The following is a 17,428-nucleotide window of genomic DNA, read 5'->3' as shown; positions in this document are numbered from 1 at the left end:
TAAGAATTTTACCAGTGTATCATTCCTATTGTGACATGTATCAATTTATTAATTAATCACTAACCCCTATTGTCTGAATATATTATTTTAGCACTGTTCTTAAAAAAAGGAGGTACTGGTTTATGTATTATGTTTATCAGCCTGGTTACTATTATTACCCTATTCCTGATCATACGTTCGATATGTCATATGAGCAAATTACAAGACAACAGTTTCCACCCATTGATCCAAACCAATTGTGTCAATCAGCGAATGAAACGAAAAAACTTATGAAAGATGCTAGTATTGTTTTAGATAAGCTGGAAGATTCAAAAGAATTCAACACAGAATTAATGCATGCTGCACAGTCTTCAAATAACAATGAGGTTAATCGCTTAATTAATTCATTAGGTTTAGCATCTGATGTAACGCTTGATTTCAATCCAGATGGGTTACGTATAGAATTCAAATCACAAGTGGAATCAACGGAGTGTTGCCACCTGAAAATCGCACTCCGCTGGCGTTAAAAGAAGTTAGTAAGAGCATAATACTTTAAAGCCTACCTAAAAAATGGTTTGAACTAAAATCACATAAATTGAGAAAGTTGATTTGAATGATCGCTAGAAATACCCCTTCGTGATTAAAATACGAGGGGGTATTTTAGGGTTGGTGATTCAAAACTCTTGAGGAAATGGATAAAGTACAGTAGTCTTTCAACATTTATCTACATTTGTAAATATACCACTGTCTTTAATTATAGAATTGCCGTTCGTACTGGACAATCTTGTGTTAGTTGCTGCTAATTTATCTGCTTTTTTAGCGATAGATTGCTGTGATTCAGACAATGTTTTTTGTATGGTAATGTTATTAGATCTAGTCTTTGATTCCAATAGATTTAGTAGGGGAGTATTGTCTGCTTTAGAAGGATCTGAATTTAAACTTACCTGATTAGAATCTAAGTTTAATGTACTTCTAGTAATAGGCTGTTTTTCTACTGTAGCTACTAATTGTTCGTTTTTTGCTTCTCTAGCGTTAAAGTAATCATTATTAGTTTGGGAATAAGCTTTTTTACTAAACCATTTAGAAGTTTCATTTGTTTGTTGCATATTAGAGGCTTGTTCTGTATCACTTTTTATGTTCTTCTCAATTTGTTTAATAGGCTTTGGTAAAAAGCAATAACCTTTAATATTTTTAATTGAAATAAAAGTTTTTCCGTGAAACTGATCGCTTCCTACTAAAATGTGATTTGAAAATACTTTTACGTTTTGCATGCTGATCGATGCTCCATTTTTAAAATAGAATTGAGCGATAACTGGCTGCTTTTGGTTTTGAAGAAGTTGCATAAGTTGTATCATAATTCCCCCCCTATTCATTAGGATTAGATGTTTGGAAACAGAGTTTACAGATTATTCTTCGTTGTCTCTAAGTGATTGAATAGTAGCTTCAAACATTTTACGATTATCACCTATATGATCATCTAGTTTTGCTAAAATTTGATCTATATGAATATTTTGTTTCCCTTCTTCAGACATAAAATGATAGAAAAATAATGATAATGCGTAGGCAATTCCTGTATTATCAACATATACAAATCCATTTCCACTTTGCTTAATACTAGAATTCCCATTTTCATTCGTTAAATCTGTTGTGACGTTTTTCGCGAGGTCTCTAAATTGATTTTGCATGTAATCCTCTAGTTCTTCTTTAACTAACGCTCTTAATTCTGTTTCATATTCCATCAATATTCCTCCTGTTTTTAATTTGTATTTGTCAGTTTTTATTAAAAACCTGTTAAAATATTTATATCATCCGATTGATTCATCTGTTATACCTGCAACTTTCCGTATGAGCTTTCGACCGGCAGTCTTATGTGTCTTAGATAATAAGCAAGATCGAATGTTACAGTTAGGGCACACTATCTCATATAATTAGAATTATGCAGTAATATGAAATTTGCGCGGGCTAACATAAGAAAAAGGATGCCTATATAAGCACCCTTTTTCTAGATTTCATTTTAAGAATTTGCCACGCCCCCTCCAAAAAGGAAGAGAATAATGATGAGAATAATGTTTATATTGTCTACTTGCTTATAAGATTTACTGTTTCCACTATTTTTAACATACGAGTTTCCGTTATAAACCTCAAATTTCCCTTTTAACTCAGCATCTTGTTCAGCATCTTGTTCATTTTCTACTTCTACCTCTTGTTCAGTATCCTGCTCCAGTTTCTGTGCTTGCAAAAGTACAGACAAAGCTTTAGACAAAGCTTCAGGACTTAAAAGACTCAAATCTAGTTTTTCGTTATTAGTCATTGGAATTCACCTCCTTCTCTCTAAGGCTACTAGTACTATATAGAATTTTGTTGTTCTTGCACGTGGTGTTTAACTACTTTAAACCAAAATGTGTGAATTTCTAGTAATAGGGTGATGAATCTTCTTCTGAAATAGAAAATATTGAATTCACCAATATAGAGAAAATGAAATTAGTAGTTAAAATAAACTACTCCATGAAAGATGATGAAAATCTAATAAAGAAACAGGAATGTAAGTTTGCAGGCGGGGGGGGTATTGACCTATTGGAAAGGTTTAGCAAGGAAAGAAAGGAATTTCCCTAAAAAAAGACGACTTTAATTTCAAAAATTGAAATTAAAGTCGTCTTTTTATAACGGAATTTACGTTCACTGAGTAGGGATAAGACTTTCAGTGGCTTCCTAAAATCGTAGTGGTTTTCGAAAAGTAAAACATACATATCTAATCCTCGTTCAACTGTGCATCGCGTCTGTTTTTTAAGTCGCCCATAATATGTTTCATTACTATAAAACTTATAAATCCACAAAAAAGAATAAGTGTAGACATGATTTCACTAGAGAATATCCCGCCTAAGGTAACAAAAAATGAACTAATCATCATTGAGCCATTAAAGACTAATCCGTAGACAGCCATGTAAGAACTCCTTTTATCATCTGTAGGAATGCTAGCTAAGAAATCAGATTGAATCGGAACGCGCATTAACTCTCCAATTGTTGCAAGGACCATAAATGCAAATAATAGCCAAATATTGTTGAAGTAACTGATACCCACATAGCCTAATGTGAATATTCCAATTGACCAAAGGAAAATAGGGCCTTCTTTTTGTTTTGCTACCCATCTTGTGACAAATACAGTTAAGAAAACAACGAGTATCGTATTTTCGGATTTTAGAAAACCGACCATCTCTACACCTGAAAACGGAAAGCCTAAAATGGTTTGAAGTGGCATCTCATTATTTAAACGAATTGCTATATAGTTTTCCATTTGATTTTCCATAGATTGCAAGAGTAGCCCTGCAAAAACAAATAGTAAAAATAATTTATCACCCGCGACATCCTTATAACTGGTGAACATACTTTTTAACACATTGGTTTCAATTGGTTTAGCCTTCTTCTCCATTGTTTCTGTAATGAAAAAGATAACTAAAATATTAGCTGCTATACTCGTGATAACCATAATGACTAATAATTCGAATAGATAATGATTAAATGTTAAGGCTCCGATAATACCGCCGACTGCGAATGCAAGATTGAAACTCCAGTAAATAAGTGCATAAACACCTTTTCTTTCTGATGGCTTCGTAATATCAATGATCATTGCATCAGCTGCAGGTCCGTCTAAACCAAATGAAGCGGTTATAAGTACTGCCATCACGAAAGTCAATCCGGGTGAAGTTAGTAACGGTGAATTCGCAACAGCCATTACGATAAAAGCAACCATTCGAATGAGACCAGCTATCACCATTAATTTTTTTCTGCCCATGATGTCGGCATAATAGCCACCGTATAATCCAACAATAAGACCAATGACCACATTGATAAGCAGTAAAAGGCCAGTAATAGCTGAACCAAAGTATGTTGCAAAATAAATCGCGATAAATGGAAATATAGCGCCGGCCACCATATCTGATAAAAATATTTGTCCAATACGAATTTTAATATTGCGGTGATAATTTCGGAATTGACCCATCTCTTTCTCTCCTTTGATGCTTGAAAAGCTTTATATGTCGTATTAAAATAATAGCTATCTTAGCATAATGTATTTATGATCAATTTACCACCGACTTAAGGCGGATGTATATCACTACTTAAATAGTAGAATAAGTTTTTCGCTTTTGTCGTAATTTATGGTAAAATGCTAGAGAACGAAGAAGAGAGTTTGAACGGGGGAGAGAATAAATGCGTTATTATGTGCTCGCATTTGTCATTGTTATTATTGATCAATTAACAAAGTTGTGGGTTATAACGAATATGGAGCTTCGGGAAAGTATAACAGTTATTGAAAATTTCTTTTATATCACATCACACCGAAATACAGGAGCTGCGTGGGGTATATTAGCTGGTAAAATGACATTCTTTTATATTGTAACTGCAGTTGTTATTGTTTTTATTTGTTATTACATACAAAAGTTTGCTAAGGATAGTTTATTAACAGGTCTAGCGTTAGGCTTAATTTTAGGAGGAGCTGTTGGTAATTTTATTGATCGGCTTGTACGTAAAGAGGTTGTAGATTTCTTTAATATCTATATAGGTAGCTACAATTATCCGATTTTTAATATAGCAGATTCCGCTTTAGTTATCGGCGTTATTCTGGTCTTAATAGCGACCATACTCGATGAAAGAAAACAAAGGAGAAAAAAGGCATGACAGATAATGAATTTATCGTATCCTCAGAACAAAATGAGGTTCGGATTGATAAAGTACTTACCGAAGTTATTGAAGAAGCATCACGTTCACAAATTCAAACATGGATTAAAGAAGGTCATGTTTTAGTAAATGAATCGACCGTAAAGAGTAACTATAAGTGTGAAGAAGGAGATACGATAGCGTGGCAAGCACCAGAGCCAGAAACGATCGATCTTATTTCTGAGGATATCCCACTAGATATTATTTATGAGGATAAAGACTTAATCATTGTTAATAAGCCAAGAGGGATGGTTGTACATCCATCGGCAGGTCATAGAAGCGGTACACTAGTTAACGCATTATTACATCACTGTGATGATTTATCAGGGATTAACGATGTCATTCGTCCGGGTATCGTACACCGAATTGATCGTGATACAAGTGGACTATTGATGGTTGCTAAGAATGATCAAGCCCATCGCGCATTAGCTGAGCAGTTAGAAGCAAAAACAGTCAAACGATCTTATGAAGCGATTGTACATGGAGCAGTTCCTCACGAATACGGTACAATAGATGCACCATTAGGACGTGATCCAAAAGATAGACAAAAAATTGCTGTCGTATCAGGTGGGAAAGCAGCGATTACGCATTTTGAAGTGATAGAGCGTATTGGTGATAAATTCACACATGTAAAATGTGTATTAGAAACAGGTAGAACACATCAAATTCGTGTTCATATGAAATACATTGGTTTTCCTTTAGTAGGTGACCCTAAATATGGTCCGCGAAAAATTATTGCAATGGGTGGACAAGCGCTTCATGCAAAAGAATTAGGTTTCGAACATCCGCGAACCAAAGAATGGATGCACTTTGAAGCAAAAGCGCCAAAAGATTTTCAAGAAGGTTTGAAAAAAATCAAAGAAATGCGTTGACATTGACGTCTTTTTTTGGAATAATAGAGAGTATTAAAATGACCTTTAAGCACAGTCCCGTGAGGCTGAAAAGGAATCGGCAAATAGATGTGTAAGTCTGTCTAAATCCATTTTCTTCCACGCGGAGAAAATGGATTTTTTTCGGTCATTTATCAATAAAGTTGGGGGTGAGTGCAATGAAACAAAAAGCAGTTGTTTTAGATCAGCCAGCAATAAATCGCGCACTTACTAGAATTGCCCATGAAATTCTGGAAAGAAACAAAGGTGTCGAAAATTTGATGCTTGTCGGGGTTAAAACAAGAGGTGGTCCACTAGCTGATCGATTGCGAGCAAAGATTGCTGAAATTGAGGGGATAGAGATACCGCTTGGTGAAATTGACATTACACTCTATCGCGATGATTTAAGTCATGTTTCTGCTAATCAAGAACCGATAATTCATGATGCTGACTTTCAAACACAAATAACAAATAAAAAGCTAATAGTGGTTGATGATGTATTGTATACAGGTAGAACGGTACGTGCGGCAATGGATGCGATAATGGATCAAGGTCGACCATCTCAGATTCAATTAGCAGTTTTAATTGATCGTGGTCACCGAGAATTGCCAATCAGAGCTGATTATATCGGTAAAAACATTCCAACATCACAAGAAGAAGTGATTGTCGTTGCGTTAGATGAAACAGATCAAGAAGAAATGGTTAGTATATACGAAAGTGAATAATGGAAACCTTTAAGTAAGTCCTGAGAGACTTGCAAGGTTGTTAAGGGATACGTGTACGCACGTCTACCTCTTTGCGACTTTGCAAAGAGGTTTTTTTTATGGAGAAAGATAGATTAGAGGGGGAAGTCAGCAAATGGCAAATTCGGAAATGGTAATGGATGTAAGAGATGTACCACAGAAATCAAAATGGTTTATGTTAAGTTTACAGCACTTATTCGCAATGTTTGGTTCCACAATTTTAGTACCTTTTTTAACCGGCTTACCACCAGCGGTTGCACTTATATCAAGTGGATCAGGTACACTTGCCTACTTACTAATAACAAGAGGTAAAATTCCAGCCTATCTAGGTTCCAGTTTCGCTTTTATCGCTCCAATTGGGGCTGCGATAAGTGAAAGTGGTGTTCCAGGTGCCATGGTTGGTAGTTTCTTTGCAGGTTTAGTTTACGGTATACTCGCACTTTTGATTGGTGCTTTTGGATTAGACTGGTTAATGAAAATATTACCGCCAATTGTCGTAGGTCCAGTTATTATCGTAATTGGTTTAGGTTTAGCACCTACAGCAGTAGATATGGCAATGAATGTTGATGGCAGTTATAGTGAAAAACACTTTCTTGTTGCAGTTGTAACATTAGCAATAACAATTATTGGCTCATTATTTTTCAAAGGGTTTTTTGGACTTATACCGATACTGATTGGTATCGTATCTGGTTACGGTTTTGCCTTAACACAAGGGATTGTTGATACATCTGCATTAAGTGCCTCATGGTCAGCTATTGTTGGTGCTGATTCTATCGGAGCATTCTTAACAGCAGTTTTCGTTCTACCGGAGTTTGTTATTCCATTTAAAGATTACAACCCGATAGACGTATTTAGCTGGAGTATATTTTGGATCATGGTGCCTGTATCAGTCGTTACGATTGCAGAACATATTGGTGACCAAATGGTTTTGTCGAAAGTTGTCGGACGTAATTTCATTAAAGAGCCTGGTTTACATCGTTCGATTCTAGGCGATGGTGTTGCAACATTAATCGCTTCTGTTTTAGGCGGACCACCAAACACAACGTATGGTGAAAATATTGGTGTCTTAGCCATTACGCGTGTGTTTAGTGTCTTCGTTATCGGTGGTGCAGCAGTTCTAGCAGTTACATTCGGTTTTGTCGGTATCGTCTCAGATCTAATAAGCTCGATACCAACTGCTGTAATGGGCGGTGTTTCGATTCTATTGTTCGGTATTATTGCAGCAAGTGGTTTACGAATGTTAGTTGATAATCAAGTTGATTTAGGAAATAACCGAAACTTAATCGTAGCATCAGTCATTTTAGTAATTGGAATTGGGGGAGCATTAGTACGATTCACTGTTTTGGGACAAAGTATTGAGATTCAAGGCATGGCATTAGCGGCTATTACGGGAGTTGTTCTTAACTTAGTATTACCAGGAAAAGAGTCTGGATTTGGTAATGGTAATATGTTCAAAACAGAAGAACAAATAGAAGAAGAGAACGCAAAATAGAATGATAAGGACTGTCTAAGTAAACAGTCCTTCAGACTAAAAGGAGGAGTAAGTAATGAAACATTTTGTTTCGATGAAGGGTTTATCCGAGCATGAATTGATGCGGTTAATGAAATTAGCTAGCGATATAGAGGAGAATGGGATAGCACCATTTTCTGAGCAATTCTTTGTTGGGAATTTATTTTTCGAACCTAGTACGAGAACGAAAATGAGCTTTATTGTAGCACAAAAAAGACTAGGCATTGAAGCACTTGATTTTCATGCTGAAACTTCAAGTGTGAAAAAAGGAGAAACAATTTACGATACTGCAAAAACGTTTGAATCAATTGGTGCTTCACTTCTTGTAGTAAGACATCCGGAAGATGATGCAGTGCAACAATTAGCGAGTCAGCTGTCAATTCCGGTTATAAATGCTGGTGACGGAGCCGGTGAACATCCAACACAATCTTTACTAGATTTATATACCATGTTTCAAGAGTTCGGTAGATTCAAGGGACTAAATGTAGCGATTGTTGGCGATATCAAACATAGTCGCGTTGCTCGATCAAATGCCTTAGCTTTACAAACGTTAGGGGCTAATGTTTATCTTTCGGCTAAGAATGAATGGCAAGATGATACGTTACCTTTTCCGTATATCAATATTGATGATGCAGTTAAAATAGCTGATGTTGTTATGCTGCTTCGCGTCCAAACGGAAAGACATCAAGAAAAAGACTATCCACAAGAAAAGTCTTATCTTGAAAAATATGGCTTAACAATAGAACGGGAACAAAAAATGCTAGCTCATGCGATTATTATGCATCCAGCTCCAGTCAATCGAGGTGTAGAAATAGATGACACGCTAGTAGAAGCAAAAAGATCACGGATTTTTAAACAGATGAAAAATGGTGTAACGGTACGAATGGCAGTAATCCATCATTTACTTCAAACAGGGGGAATTACACATGCAACTGATTATAACGAACGTCAAGCAACTGTTACCAACTAATGAATTTGAATCGTGTGAAGTAAAAGTCAAAGATGGAATGATTGAAGAGATAGCTGATTATATTGAAAGACTGCCAACAGATAAGCTGATCGATGGTCAAGGAAATCTTATTACACCAGGCTTTATTGATATCCATGTTCATTTACGAGAACCTGGAGGTGGCGCAAAAGAAACAGTTGAAACAGGTACGAAGGCCGCTGCAAGAGGTGGATTTACGACTGTTTGCACGATGCCAAATACGAGACCTGTTGTAGATAATCCTGAGATTTTACAACAATTGAATCAAAAGATAACAGATACAGCATCTGTTCGCGTCTTGCCATACGCCGCGATAACACAAAGTTTACAAGGTGAGAAGTTAACAGATATGGCTCGTTTAAAAGAAGCTGGTGCTTTTGCTTTTACAGATGATGGTGTTGGTGTGCAGACAGCAGATCAGATGTTACAAGCAATGCAAATTGCAGCAAGTCTTAACATGCCGATTGTGGCACATTGTGAAGATAATTCCTTAATTCATCAAGGTGTTGTCCATGATGGTGAAGTAAGTAAAAGGTTAAAAGTCAATGGTATTCCCGCAGTTTGTGAATCGGTACAAATTGCTCGAGACGTATTATTAGCAGAAGCGACTGGTTGTCATTATCATGTCTGCCATGTAAGTACAAAAGAGTCCGTTCGAGTAATTCGTGATGCAAAACGGGCAGGAATTAATGTCACTTCAGAAGTAACACCACATCATTTGATATTAAATGAAACAGATATTAAAGATCTGGATACGAATTTCAAGATGAATCCACCATTAAGAGCGAAAGATGATCAACAGGCATTATTTGAAGGATTATTAGACGGTACGATTGATTTTATTGCAACAGATCATGCGCCACACACCGAAGCAGAAAAACAAACAGATATCAATAAATCACCATTTGGTATTGTCGGTTTAGAAACAGCTTTTGCGCTTTTATATAGCCAGTTCGTACAAACAGAGAAAGTGACTTTAAAGCAATTGATTGATTGGTTAACCATTAAGCCGGCAAACGTATTTGATTTAACATCTGGTGAGTTAAAAGTTGGACGTGCTGCTGATTTAACACTAATTAACCTGGATCAAAAATGGCTAATAGATAAAGAGAAGTTTTATTCAAAAGGGAAAAACACGCCATTCCAAAATTGGGAAGTAACAGCTAATCCAATTCTAACAATGGTAAACGGGAAGATCGTCTATGAGGAGGCATCATATGTTAAACCGTAAACTTGTACTTGAAGATGGAACGATATTTACTGGAAAAGCATTTGGTAGTTTAAATAAAAGTGTTGGGGAAGTTGTCTTTAATACAGGAATGACTGGTTATCAAGAAATATTGTCAGATCCTTCTTACTGTGGACAAATCGTAACGATGACCTACCCGTTAATCGGTAATTATGGCGTCAATCGAGATGATTTTGAGACGATAAATCCGTCTATCCATGGATTAGTTGTCAAAGAAATGTGTGAGATGCCATCTAACTTTAGAAGTGAAGAATCATTAGATAGCTATTTAAAAGCGAAAGACATTCCTGCTATTTCAGGAATAGATACAAGAAAATTAACAAAAATCATTCGCAAACATGGAACGATGAAAGCCATTTTGACGGAAGCATCAATGGAGGTCAGCGAGAAAGATGAATTAGCAGCATTAACGAATGCGACATTCATGCGCGATCAAGTTGAGCGTGTTTCAACAGTTAAGCCTTATGTGGTACCGGGCAGAGGGTACCGAATAGTTTTAGTTGACTTTGGAATGAAGCACGGAATTTTACGTGAATTAACGAAGAGAAGATGTCATATTACAGTTGTACCGTACCATTATTCTGCGGAAGAAATTCTCCGTTTAAAGCCGGATGGAATTATGCTTACAAACGGACCAGGAGATCCCAAAGATGTACCAGAAGCAATTGAAATGATAGCTTCCATTATTAATAAGGTTCCTATATTTGGAATATGTTTAGGGCATCAATTGTTAGCCTTAGCGTGTGGCGCCGATACAGAGAAAATGACGTTTGGTCATCGAGGCTCAAATCATCCAGTAAAAGATCTAGAAGAAGATAGAACTTATATTACATCACAAAATCACGGCTATGCTGTAACAGCAGATTCATTGGTAGAAACTGAATTAGCCTTAACGCAAATTGCACTAAATGATGGTTCTGTTGAAGGCATTCGTCATCAAACGTTTCCGGCCTTTTCTGTCCAATACCATCCAGAAAGTTCACCAGGTCCAGAAGATACGAGTCATTTATTTGATGCTTTTTTAACTGAAATAAACACACACCAGAATACAGTCAAGGAGGCTCTCGCATGCCAAAGCGTACAGATTTAAATAAAATACTAGTTATTGGTTCAGGGCCAATTATCATCGGACAAGCCGCAGAGTTTGATTACTCAGGTACGCAAGCCTGTCAATCGTTAAAAGAAGAAGGATATAGCGTTATTCTAGCAAACTCAAATCCCGCTACAATTATGACAGATCATACGGTAGCTGACACAGTTTACATGGAGCCTTTAACGGTTGAATTTTTAACGAAAATCATTCGTAAAGAAAAACCAGATGCAATTTTACCTACATTGGGTGGTCAAACAGGTTTGAATTTAGCTGTTGCAATTGAAAAAACAGGCATTCTTGAGACATATGATATTGAAATGTTGGGTACATCGTTAGAAGCAATCCAATTAGCAGAGGATCGCGAGAAATTTAGATCACTGATGTATCAGCTTAACGAGCCTGTACCTGAAAGTGAAATTGTTACAACAGTAGAGCAAGCAGTTGATTTTGCCAATAAAATTGATTATCCATTAATAGTCCGTCCAGCGTACACACTAGGTGGTACTGGTGGGGGAATGTGTTATAACGAAACACAATTACGGGAGATTACCAGAAGCGGACTAGCTTTATCTCCAGTAACACAGTGTTTAATAGAACGGAATATTGCAGGACTTAAAGAAGTCGAATATGAAGTAATGCGTGATAAAAAGGATCAAGCTATTGTTGTTTGTAACATGGAGAATATTGATCCAGTTGGGATCCATACAGGTGACTCAATTGTTGTAGCACCGTCGCAAACATTAAGTGACCGTGAATATCAATTATTACGTAATGCATCGTTAAAAATTATTCGTGCACTTAAAATCGAAGGTGGCTGTAACGTCCAACTTGCATTAGACCCAGACAGTTTCGATTATTTTATCATCGAGGTAAATCCTAGGGTTAGTCGTTCGTCAGCATTAGCATCAAAAGCTACTGGCTATCCGATTGCTAAAATTGCAGCTAAAATTGCAGTTGGTTTAACTTTGGATGAAATAAAAAATCCGATTACACAGACGACTTATGCAGCATTTGAACCTGCACTTGATTATGTAGTTACAAAATTCCCACGTTTTCCTTTTGATAAATTCACGACAGGAAATCGTACGCTTGGTACCCAGATGAAAGCTACTGGTGAAATAATGGCAATAGGCAGAACGTTTGAAGAATCGTTCTTAAAAGGGATTCGATCATTAGATATTAGTGAAGAAGAGTTTTGGATTCCACAACTTGAAAAACTTGAAAAAACTGAATTAGAAGAAAGACTTGTAAAAGCAGATGATGAGAGAATATTTGTCTTAGCTGAAGCATTGCGTAGAAACATGACAATTGATGAAATCTTTGAGCTAACAAAAATAGATCGTTTCTTTCTAAATAAAATAAATCGACTTATTAAAATTGAAAATAGGTTAAAAGATGAAGTAGACTCAATAGAATGTTTACTAGAAGCAAAACAGACTGGATTCTCTGACACACAAATTGCTCGTCTATGGGATGTTGATGTGGATACGATTTATCATCTTCGACAAAAGCATTATATCAAGCCTGTTTATAAAATGGTAGATACGTGTGCAGCTGAATTTGAATCAGCTACACCATATTTTTATAGCACATATGAAGAAGAGCAAGAGTCAGTTGCAAGTTCGAATCAAAAAGTACTTGTATTAGGATCAGGACCAATTCGGATCGGCCAGGGAATCGAATTTGATTATGCAACAGTACATTCTGTTTTAGCTTTAAAAGAAGCAGGATATGAAGCGATTATTATGAATAATAATCCGGAAACAGTATCTACTGATTTCAGTGTCTCGGATAAATTATATTTTGAACCTTTGACATTAGAAGATGTTATGCATGTGGTTGAATTAGAGAATCCACTAGGTGTCATTGTTCAATTTGGTGGACAAACAGCAATAAACTTAGCGTCTGGTTTAGAGAGACGTGGAGTAAAAATTATGGGCACATCACTTGAAGCGATTGATCTAGCAGAGGATCGCGATAAATTCGAACAATTGTTAACCAACATTGACGTTCCACAGCCTAAAGGGAAAAGTGTGCGTCATTTAGATCAAGCGATAGAGACAGCGAATGAAATTGGTTATCCTGTCTTAGTGCGACCATCTTATGTAATTGGTGGAAGCCAAATGGAGATTGTTTATAACGAGAATGAATTAGCGCATTACTTACGAAAAACGACCCATATCAAACATAAACATCCTGTATTAATCGACAAATATATGACTGGCATAGAAGTAGAAGTAGATGCGATATGTGATGGGGAGACGACCATTATTCCTGGTATTATGGAACACATCGAACGCGCTGGAGTCCATTCTGGTGATTCGATAGCAGTTTATCCAACGCAACGTATCAAACCAGAAATAAAACAACAATTAATTGATACGACAATTAAAATCGCAACTAAATTACAAGTTATCGGCTTAGTTAATATTCAATTCGTTGTTCATAAAGATCACGTATATGTCATTGAAGTAAATCCACGTGCTAGTCGTACAATTCCATTTTTAAGTAAAATTACTGGCGTAACGATGGCAAACCTTGCAACAAAATGTATTGTTGGCCAGTCACTAAAAGAAATGGGTTATACAAGCGGTTTACTACCTGAGCCAAATCATGTTTCCGTTAAAGTTCCTGTCTTTTCTTTTGAGAAATTACGGAGTGTGGATACGATACTTGGACCTGAAATGAAATCAACAGGCGAAGCAATTGGTCGTGACAAAACGCTAGAAAAAGCTTTGTATAAAGGTTTACTCGCTTCTGGACTTTCTATCCCCATGGAAGGTGCAGTACTGTTAACTGTAGCAGACAAAGATAAACAAGAAATTGTTGAAATTGCTGAAAGATTTCATCAACTAGGATTTCAATTATACGCAACAGAAGGTACAGCAGAATTCATTCAGACGCAAGGCATACCTGTAACAAAAGTTGGGAAAATAGGTGCAGAAGGTAGAAATGTGCTTTCTATTATTGAGAACGGAGAAGCGCAATTTGTTATAAATACCCTCACTTCTGGAAAACGTCCTAGATCAGATGGATTTAGAATTCGTCGTGAAGCTGTAGAACATGGTATTGCTTGTTTAACAAGTCTTGATACTGCACTAGCAATTTTAAATGTGATTGATTCAACGACATTTACCGCACAAGCTGTCGTTGCGAATAAGGAGGTCATCAGGTGATCACGAAGTCTATTGTTAAGATCGAACAAATAAACGAAATTGCAATGGACACAATTGAAATGAAAGTAAAGACGCCGATTTCATTGGAAGAAGTAGAACCAGGACAGTTTATTCATGTTCGAATTGGCAGTGATCATGCACATCAATTAAGAAGACCTATTTCAATTGCGGATCTCGATAAAGCGAATCAAATCATGACAATCGTATTTAAAATAGTTGGTTCTGGTACAGAAATATTAGCACGAGCTAAGGTGGGAGAAGAATTAGATGTGCTTCTTCCATGTGGAACCGGCTATCCGATTGATAAACTTGATGTACCAAAAGCATTACTTATTGGCGGGGGAATAGGTGTTCCTCCTTTATATTACCTAGCAAAACAATTAGTAGAGAAGGGTACAGAAGTAACTGCTATTCTAGGCTTCCAAGCGAAAGAGCACGTTTTTTATGAAGAAGAATTTAAAGCACTTGGAAATTGTCATATTGTCACAAATGATGGTAGTTATGGACATAAAGGTTTCGTAACAGATGTGATTGATACAGAATCTCCAGAATTTGATTACTTTTTCTCTTGTGGACCAACACTAATGCTTCGTGCTGTTTCTGCTAAATTAGCGGACAGTAAGGGATATATTTCTTTGGAAGAACGAATGGGTTGTGGAGTTGGTACTTGTTTTGCTTGTGTGATCCCAGTGCCAGGTTCAACTACTGATTACAAAAAGATTTGTAGCGATGGTCCTGTATTTGAAGCGAGTGAGGTGGCACTATGAGTAATCTTGCGGTTGAACTTCCTGGTTTATCTTTGAAAAATCCAATCATGCCAGCATCTGGTTGTTTTGGTTTCGGTCGGGAATATAGTAACTTTTATGATTTAAGTCAACTTGGTGCAGTAATTATTAAAGCGGCAACTGGTGAAGCACGATTTGGTAATGCTACACCGCGCGTAGCGGAAACAGCTTCTGGTATGTTAAATGCAATTGGACTTCAAAATCCTGGGGTAGAGAAAATCATTTCAGAGCAACTGCCGTTCTTTCGAAATTATACTACGCCTGTTATTGCTAATGTTGCAGGTAGTACGATTGAAGAATATGAAGCAGTTGCAGAGGCTATTTCAAATTCGCCTGATATTGCTGCGTTAGAATTAAATATCTCTTGTCCTAATGTGAAAGAGGGTGGAGTCCAGTTTGGAACTGACCCAGTATTAGCAAGTGAAGTAACCAGACGTGTTAAAGCCAAAAGTAAGGTTCCAGTTTACGTAAAATTATCGCCGAATGTAACGGATATCGTAGAAATAGCGAGAGCAGTGGAAGCAGCAGGTGCTGATGGTTTATCGATGATTAACACATTAACGGGCATGCAAATTGATTTAAACGCACGTAAACCAATACTTGCGAATAAAGTTGGCGGTTTATCAGGACCTGCTATCAAGCCTGTAGCGATTCGAATGATTTACCAAGTAAAACAACATGTTTCGATTCCGATTATTGGTATGGGTGGTATCACATCAGCAGAAGATGTGTTGGAGTTTTTACTAGCGGGAGCGAGTGCTGTCGCGATCGGAACGGCTAATTTTCAAAACCCGTTCATTTGTCCAGAAATAATAGAAGGATTGCCAGCTGTACTAGAAAAATACGGTTTTTCATCTGTACAAGATGCAATTGGAAAGGGGCATGAACATGCAACAACCAATATATCTCGCCCTTGATTTTCCAACATGGGAAGAAACGACTCAATTCTTACAAGTTAATGAACTAGATGGTGTTCCAGTAAAAGTTGGAATGGAATTATTTTATCGAGAAGGTCCAGCTGTGATTGCTTATCTTAAAAAAAGAAATCATCCGATTTTTTTAGATCTTAAATTGCATGATATTCCAACGACGATTTATAAAGCAATGCGCAATCTAGCAAACCTAGGAGTCGATGTGGTCAATGTTCACGGACTAGGAGGGAGTGCGATGGTTGCAGCTGCTAAACAAGGATTGATTGACGGAAGTAACCAAATCCAAATACCAAAATTATTAGTTGTAACGATGTTAACCTCAATGGACCAAGAGACAGTAGAACAAGAATTAGCGATACAGCAGCCGATCGAAACGATTGTGACAAATCTAGCCCTATTAGGTAAAAATAATGGAGCGGATGGTGTTGTTTGTTCTGCTCATGAGACGCGAGCAATCAAACTTGCCTGCGGAGACGACTTTTTAGCAGTAACACCAGGGATTAGATTAATAAATTCGGCACATGACGATCAAAAAAGAATTGCAACACCTCGTTTTGCAAAAGAACATGGGGTAGACGCACTTGTTATTGGTCGGAGTATTACTGCAGCAGAGAACCCGAAAGAAACCTATCAGCAAGCATTAAAGGAGTGGAATCATGTCTCTAGCTAAACAAATTGCCAAAGATTTATATAAAATAGAAGCGATTCAAATTAAACCAGATCGTTCATTCACTTGGACATCTGGAATCAAATCGCCAATCTATTGTGACAACCGTTTAACCATGTCCTATCCAGAGATTCGAAATAACATAGCGGATGCTTTTGTAGAAAAGATTAAAGCATTGCCTGTTCAACCAGATGTGATTGCTGGCTGTGCAACAGCAGGTATTCCACATGCAGCATGGCTAGCAGAAAAGCTAGGTTTACCGATGATTTATGTCCGGGCAAAGGCTAAGGCGCATGGGAAAGGGAATCAAATCGAAGGAAAAATAGAGGCGGGTCAGAAAGTAATTGTTATCGAAGATTTAATTTCAACAGGTGGTTCTTCACTTAATACAGCGTTAGCCCTTCAAGAAGAGGGTATAGAAGTATTAGGTGTGATGGCGATTTTCTCATATGGTCTAGAAAAAGCAAAAACTGAATTTGCTGCTAAACAAATAGACTTATCAACCATAACAACATTTGATATCTTAATTGAACAATTGCTAGAAAAGGAAGCAATTACCAAAAAAGAACAAGAAAGTTTACTAGAATGGCGAGACACACTAGCACTTGGATAAATATTTACTATGAAATCATAGCGGAATCATCGCTATGATTTTTTTGGTGTGAATAGGTAACTCAATTTTCTCACAAAAAAACAAGTGTGAAATGGTGATTGCTTTAAGTCT

Annotated in this window: 17 protein-coding genes; 13 read left to right on the top strand and 4 right to left on the bottom strand. The window is 36.9% G+C overall.

The window, feature by feature from the left end:
• Window positions 1-122 precede the first annotated feature (122 nt).
• The gene (locus tag D2K60_RS09615; protein WP_117169783.1) at window positions 123-506 is read left to right on the top strand and encodes a YuzC family spore coat inner layer protein; all 384 of its coding nucleotides are present in this window, start codon (window positions 123-125) and stop codon (window positions 504-506) included.
• Window positions 507-692: 186 nt separating this feature from the next.
• Here D2K60_RS09615 and D2K60_RS09610 read toward each other — a convergent pair whose 3' ends face one another.
• From D2K60_RS09610 to D2K60_RS09595, 4 genes are all read right to left on the bottom strand, one after another.
• Window positions 693-1,334: a hypothetical protein gene (locus tag D2K60_RS09610; RefSeq protein ID WP_117169782.1), complete on the bottom strand. Its 642-nt coding sequence runs from the start codon at window positions 1,332-1,334 to the stop codon at window positions 693-695.
• 51 nt (window positions 1,335-1,385) lie between these two features.
• Window positions 1,386-1,718, bottom strand: coding sequence for a hypothetical protein (locus D2K60_RS09605; protein ID WP_117169781.1), 333 nt, complete (start codon window positions 1,716-1,718; stop codon window positions 1,386-1,388).
• A 275-nt stretch (window positions 1,719-1,993) separates the two neighbouring features.
• The gene (locus D2K60_RS09600) at window positions 1,994-2,290 is read right to left on the bottom strand and encodes a hypothetical protein (protein WP_117169780.1); all 297 of its coding nucleotides are present in this window, start codon (window positions 2,288-2,290) and stop codon (window positions 1,994-1,996) included.
• A 438-nt stretch (window positions 2,291-2,728) separates the two neighbouring features.
• Window positions 2,729-3,976: an MDR family MFS transporter gene (locus D2K60_RS09595; RefSeq protein ID WP_117169779.1), complete on the bottom strand. Its 1,248-nt coding sequence runs from the start codon at window positions 3,974-3,976 to the stop codon at window positions 2,729-2,731.
• Window positions 3,977-4,185: 209 nt separating this feature from the next.
• Here D2K60_RS09595 and lspA point away from each other — a divergent pair, with 209 nt between their 5' ends.
• The 12 genes from lspA to pyrE all read left to right on the top strand — a co-directional run bounded on the left by lspA (window position 4,186) and on the right by pyrE (window position 17,317).
• The gene (gene lspA / locus D2K60_RS09590) at window positions 4,186-4,653 is read left to right on the top strand and encodes a signal peptidase II (protein WP_117169778.1); all 468 of its coding nucleotides are present in this window, start codon (window positions 4,186-4,188) and stop codon (window positions 4,651-4,653) included.
• Window positions 4,650-5,564 carry an RluA family pseudouridine synthase gene (locus D2K60_RS09585; RefSeq protein ID WP_117169777.1) on the top strand — a complete coding sequence of 305 codons (915 nt, stop codon included), beginning with the start codon at window positions 4,650-4,652 and terminating at the stop codon, window positions 5,562-5,564. Before lspA ends, D2K60_RS09585 begins: the two co-directional genes overlap by 4 nt.
• Before the next feature lie 176 nt (window positions 5,565-5,740).
• On the top strand, window positions 5,741-6,286 hold the full coding sequence (pyrR, locus tag D2K60_RS09580; RefSeq protein ID WP_117169776.1) for a bifunctional pyr operon transcriptional regulator/uracil phosphoribosyltransferase PyrR: 546 nt from the start codon (window positions 5,741-5,743) through the stop codon (window positions 6,284-6,286).
• Window positions 6,287-6,419: 133 nt separating this feature from the next.
• Entirely contained in the window at window positions 6,420-7,796 is a 1,377-nt protein-coding gene (locus tag D2K60_RS09575; protein WP_117169775.1) for a solute carrier family 23 protein, read from the top strand.
• 55 nt (window positions 7,797-7,851) lie between these two features.
• The gene (locus tag D2K60_RS09570) at window positions 7,852-8,784 is read left to right on the top strand and encodes an aspartate carbamoyltransferase catalytic subunit (RefSeq protein ID WP_117169774.1); all 933 of its coding nucleotides are present in this window, start codon (window positions 7,852-7,854) and stop codon (window positions 8,782-8,784) included.
• Window positions 8,741-10,033 (top strand): dihydroorotase, encoded by a 1,293-nt coding sequence (locus tag D2K60_RS09565; RefSeq protein WP_117169773.1) that lies wholly within the window; start codon window positions 8,741-8,743, stop codon window positions 10,031-10,033. The genes D2K60_RS09570 and D2K60_RS09565 overlap by 44 nt, the downstream gene beginning before the upstream one ends.
• Complete coding sequence (locus tag D2K60_RS09560; RefSeq protein WP_117169772.1) at window positions 10,020-11,141, top strand: carbamoyl phosphate synthase small subunit; 1,122 nt, start codon at window positions 10,020-10,022, stop codon at window positions 11,139-11,141. Before D2K60_RS09565 ends, D2K60_RS09560 begins: the two co-directional genes overlap by 14 nt.
• The gene (gene carB / locus D2K60_RS09555; protein ID WP_117169771.1) at window positions 11,120-14,320 is read left to right on the top strand and encodes a carbamoyl-phosphate synthase large subunit; all 3,201 of its coding nucleotides are present in this window, start codon (window positions 11,120-11,122) and stop codon (window positions 14,318-14,320) included. Before D2K60_RS09560 ends, carB begins: the two co-directional genes overlap by 22 nt.
• Window positions 14,317-15,087, top strand: coding sequence for a dihydroorotate dehydrogenase electron transfer subunit (locus D2K60_RS09550; protein WP_117169770.1), 771 nt, complete (start codon window positions 14,317-14,319; stop codon window positions 15,085-15,087). Before carB ends, D2K60_RS09550 begins: the two co-directional genes overlap by 4 nt.
• Complete coding sequence (locus D2K60_RS09545) at window positions 15,084-16,022, top strand: dihydroorotate dehydrogenase (protein WP_117169769.1); 939 nt, start codon at window positions 15,084-15,086, stop codon at window positions 16,020-16,022. The genes D2K60_RS09550 and D2K60_RS09545 overlap by 4 nt, the downstream gene beginning before the upstream one ends.
• Window positions 15,994-16,707 carry an orotidine-5'-phosphate decarboxylase gene (pyrF, locus tag D2K60_RS09540; RefSeq protein ID WP_117169768.1) on the top strand — a complete coding sequence of 238 codons (714 nt, stop codon included), beginning with the start codon at window positions 15,994-15,996 and terminating at the stop codon, window positions 16,705-16,707. Before D2K60_RS09545 ends, pyrF begins: the two co-directional genes overlap by 29 nt.
• The gene (gene pyrE, locus D2K60_RS09535) at window positions 16,694-17,317 is read left to right on the top strand and encodes an orotate phosphoribosyltransferase (RefSeq protein ID WP_117169767.1); all 624 of its coding nucleotides are present in this window, start codon (window positions 16,694-16,696) and stop codon (window positions 17,315-17,317) included. Before pyrF ends, pyrE begins: the two co-directional genes overlap by 14 nt.
• Window positions 17,318-17,428 lie beyond the last annotated feature (111 nt).

Source organism: Paraliobacillus sediminis (genome assembly GCF_003426055.1).
Note: the sequence above shows the minus strand (reverse complement) of the source record. Positions and strands in the feature narration are given on the sequence as shown.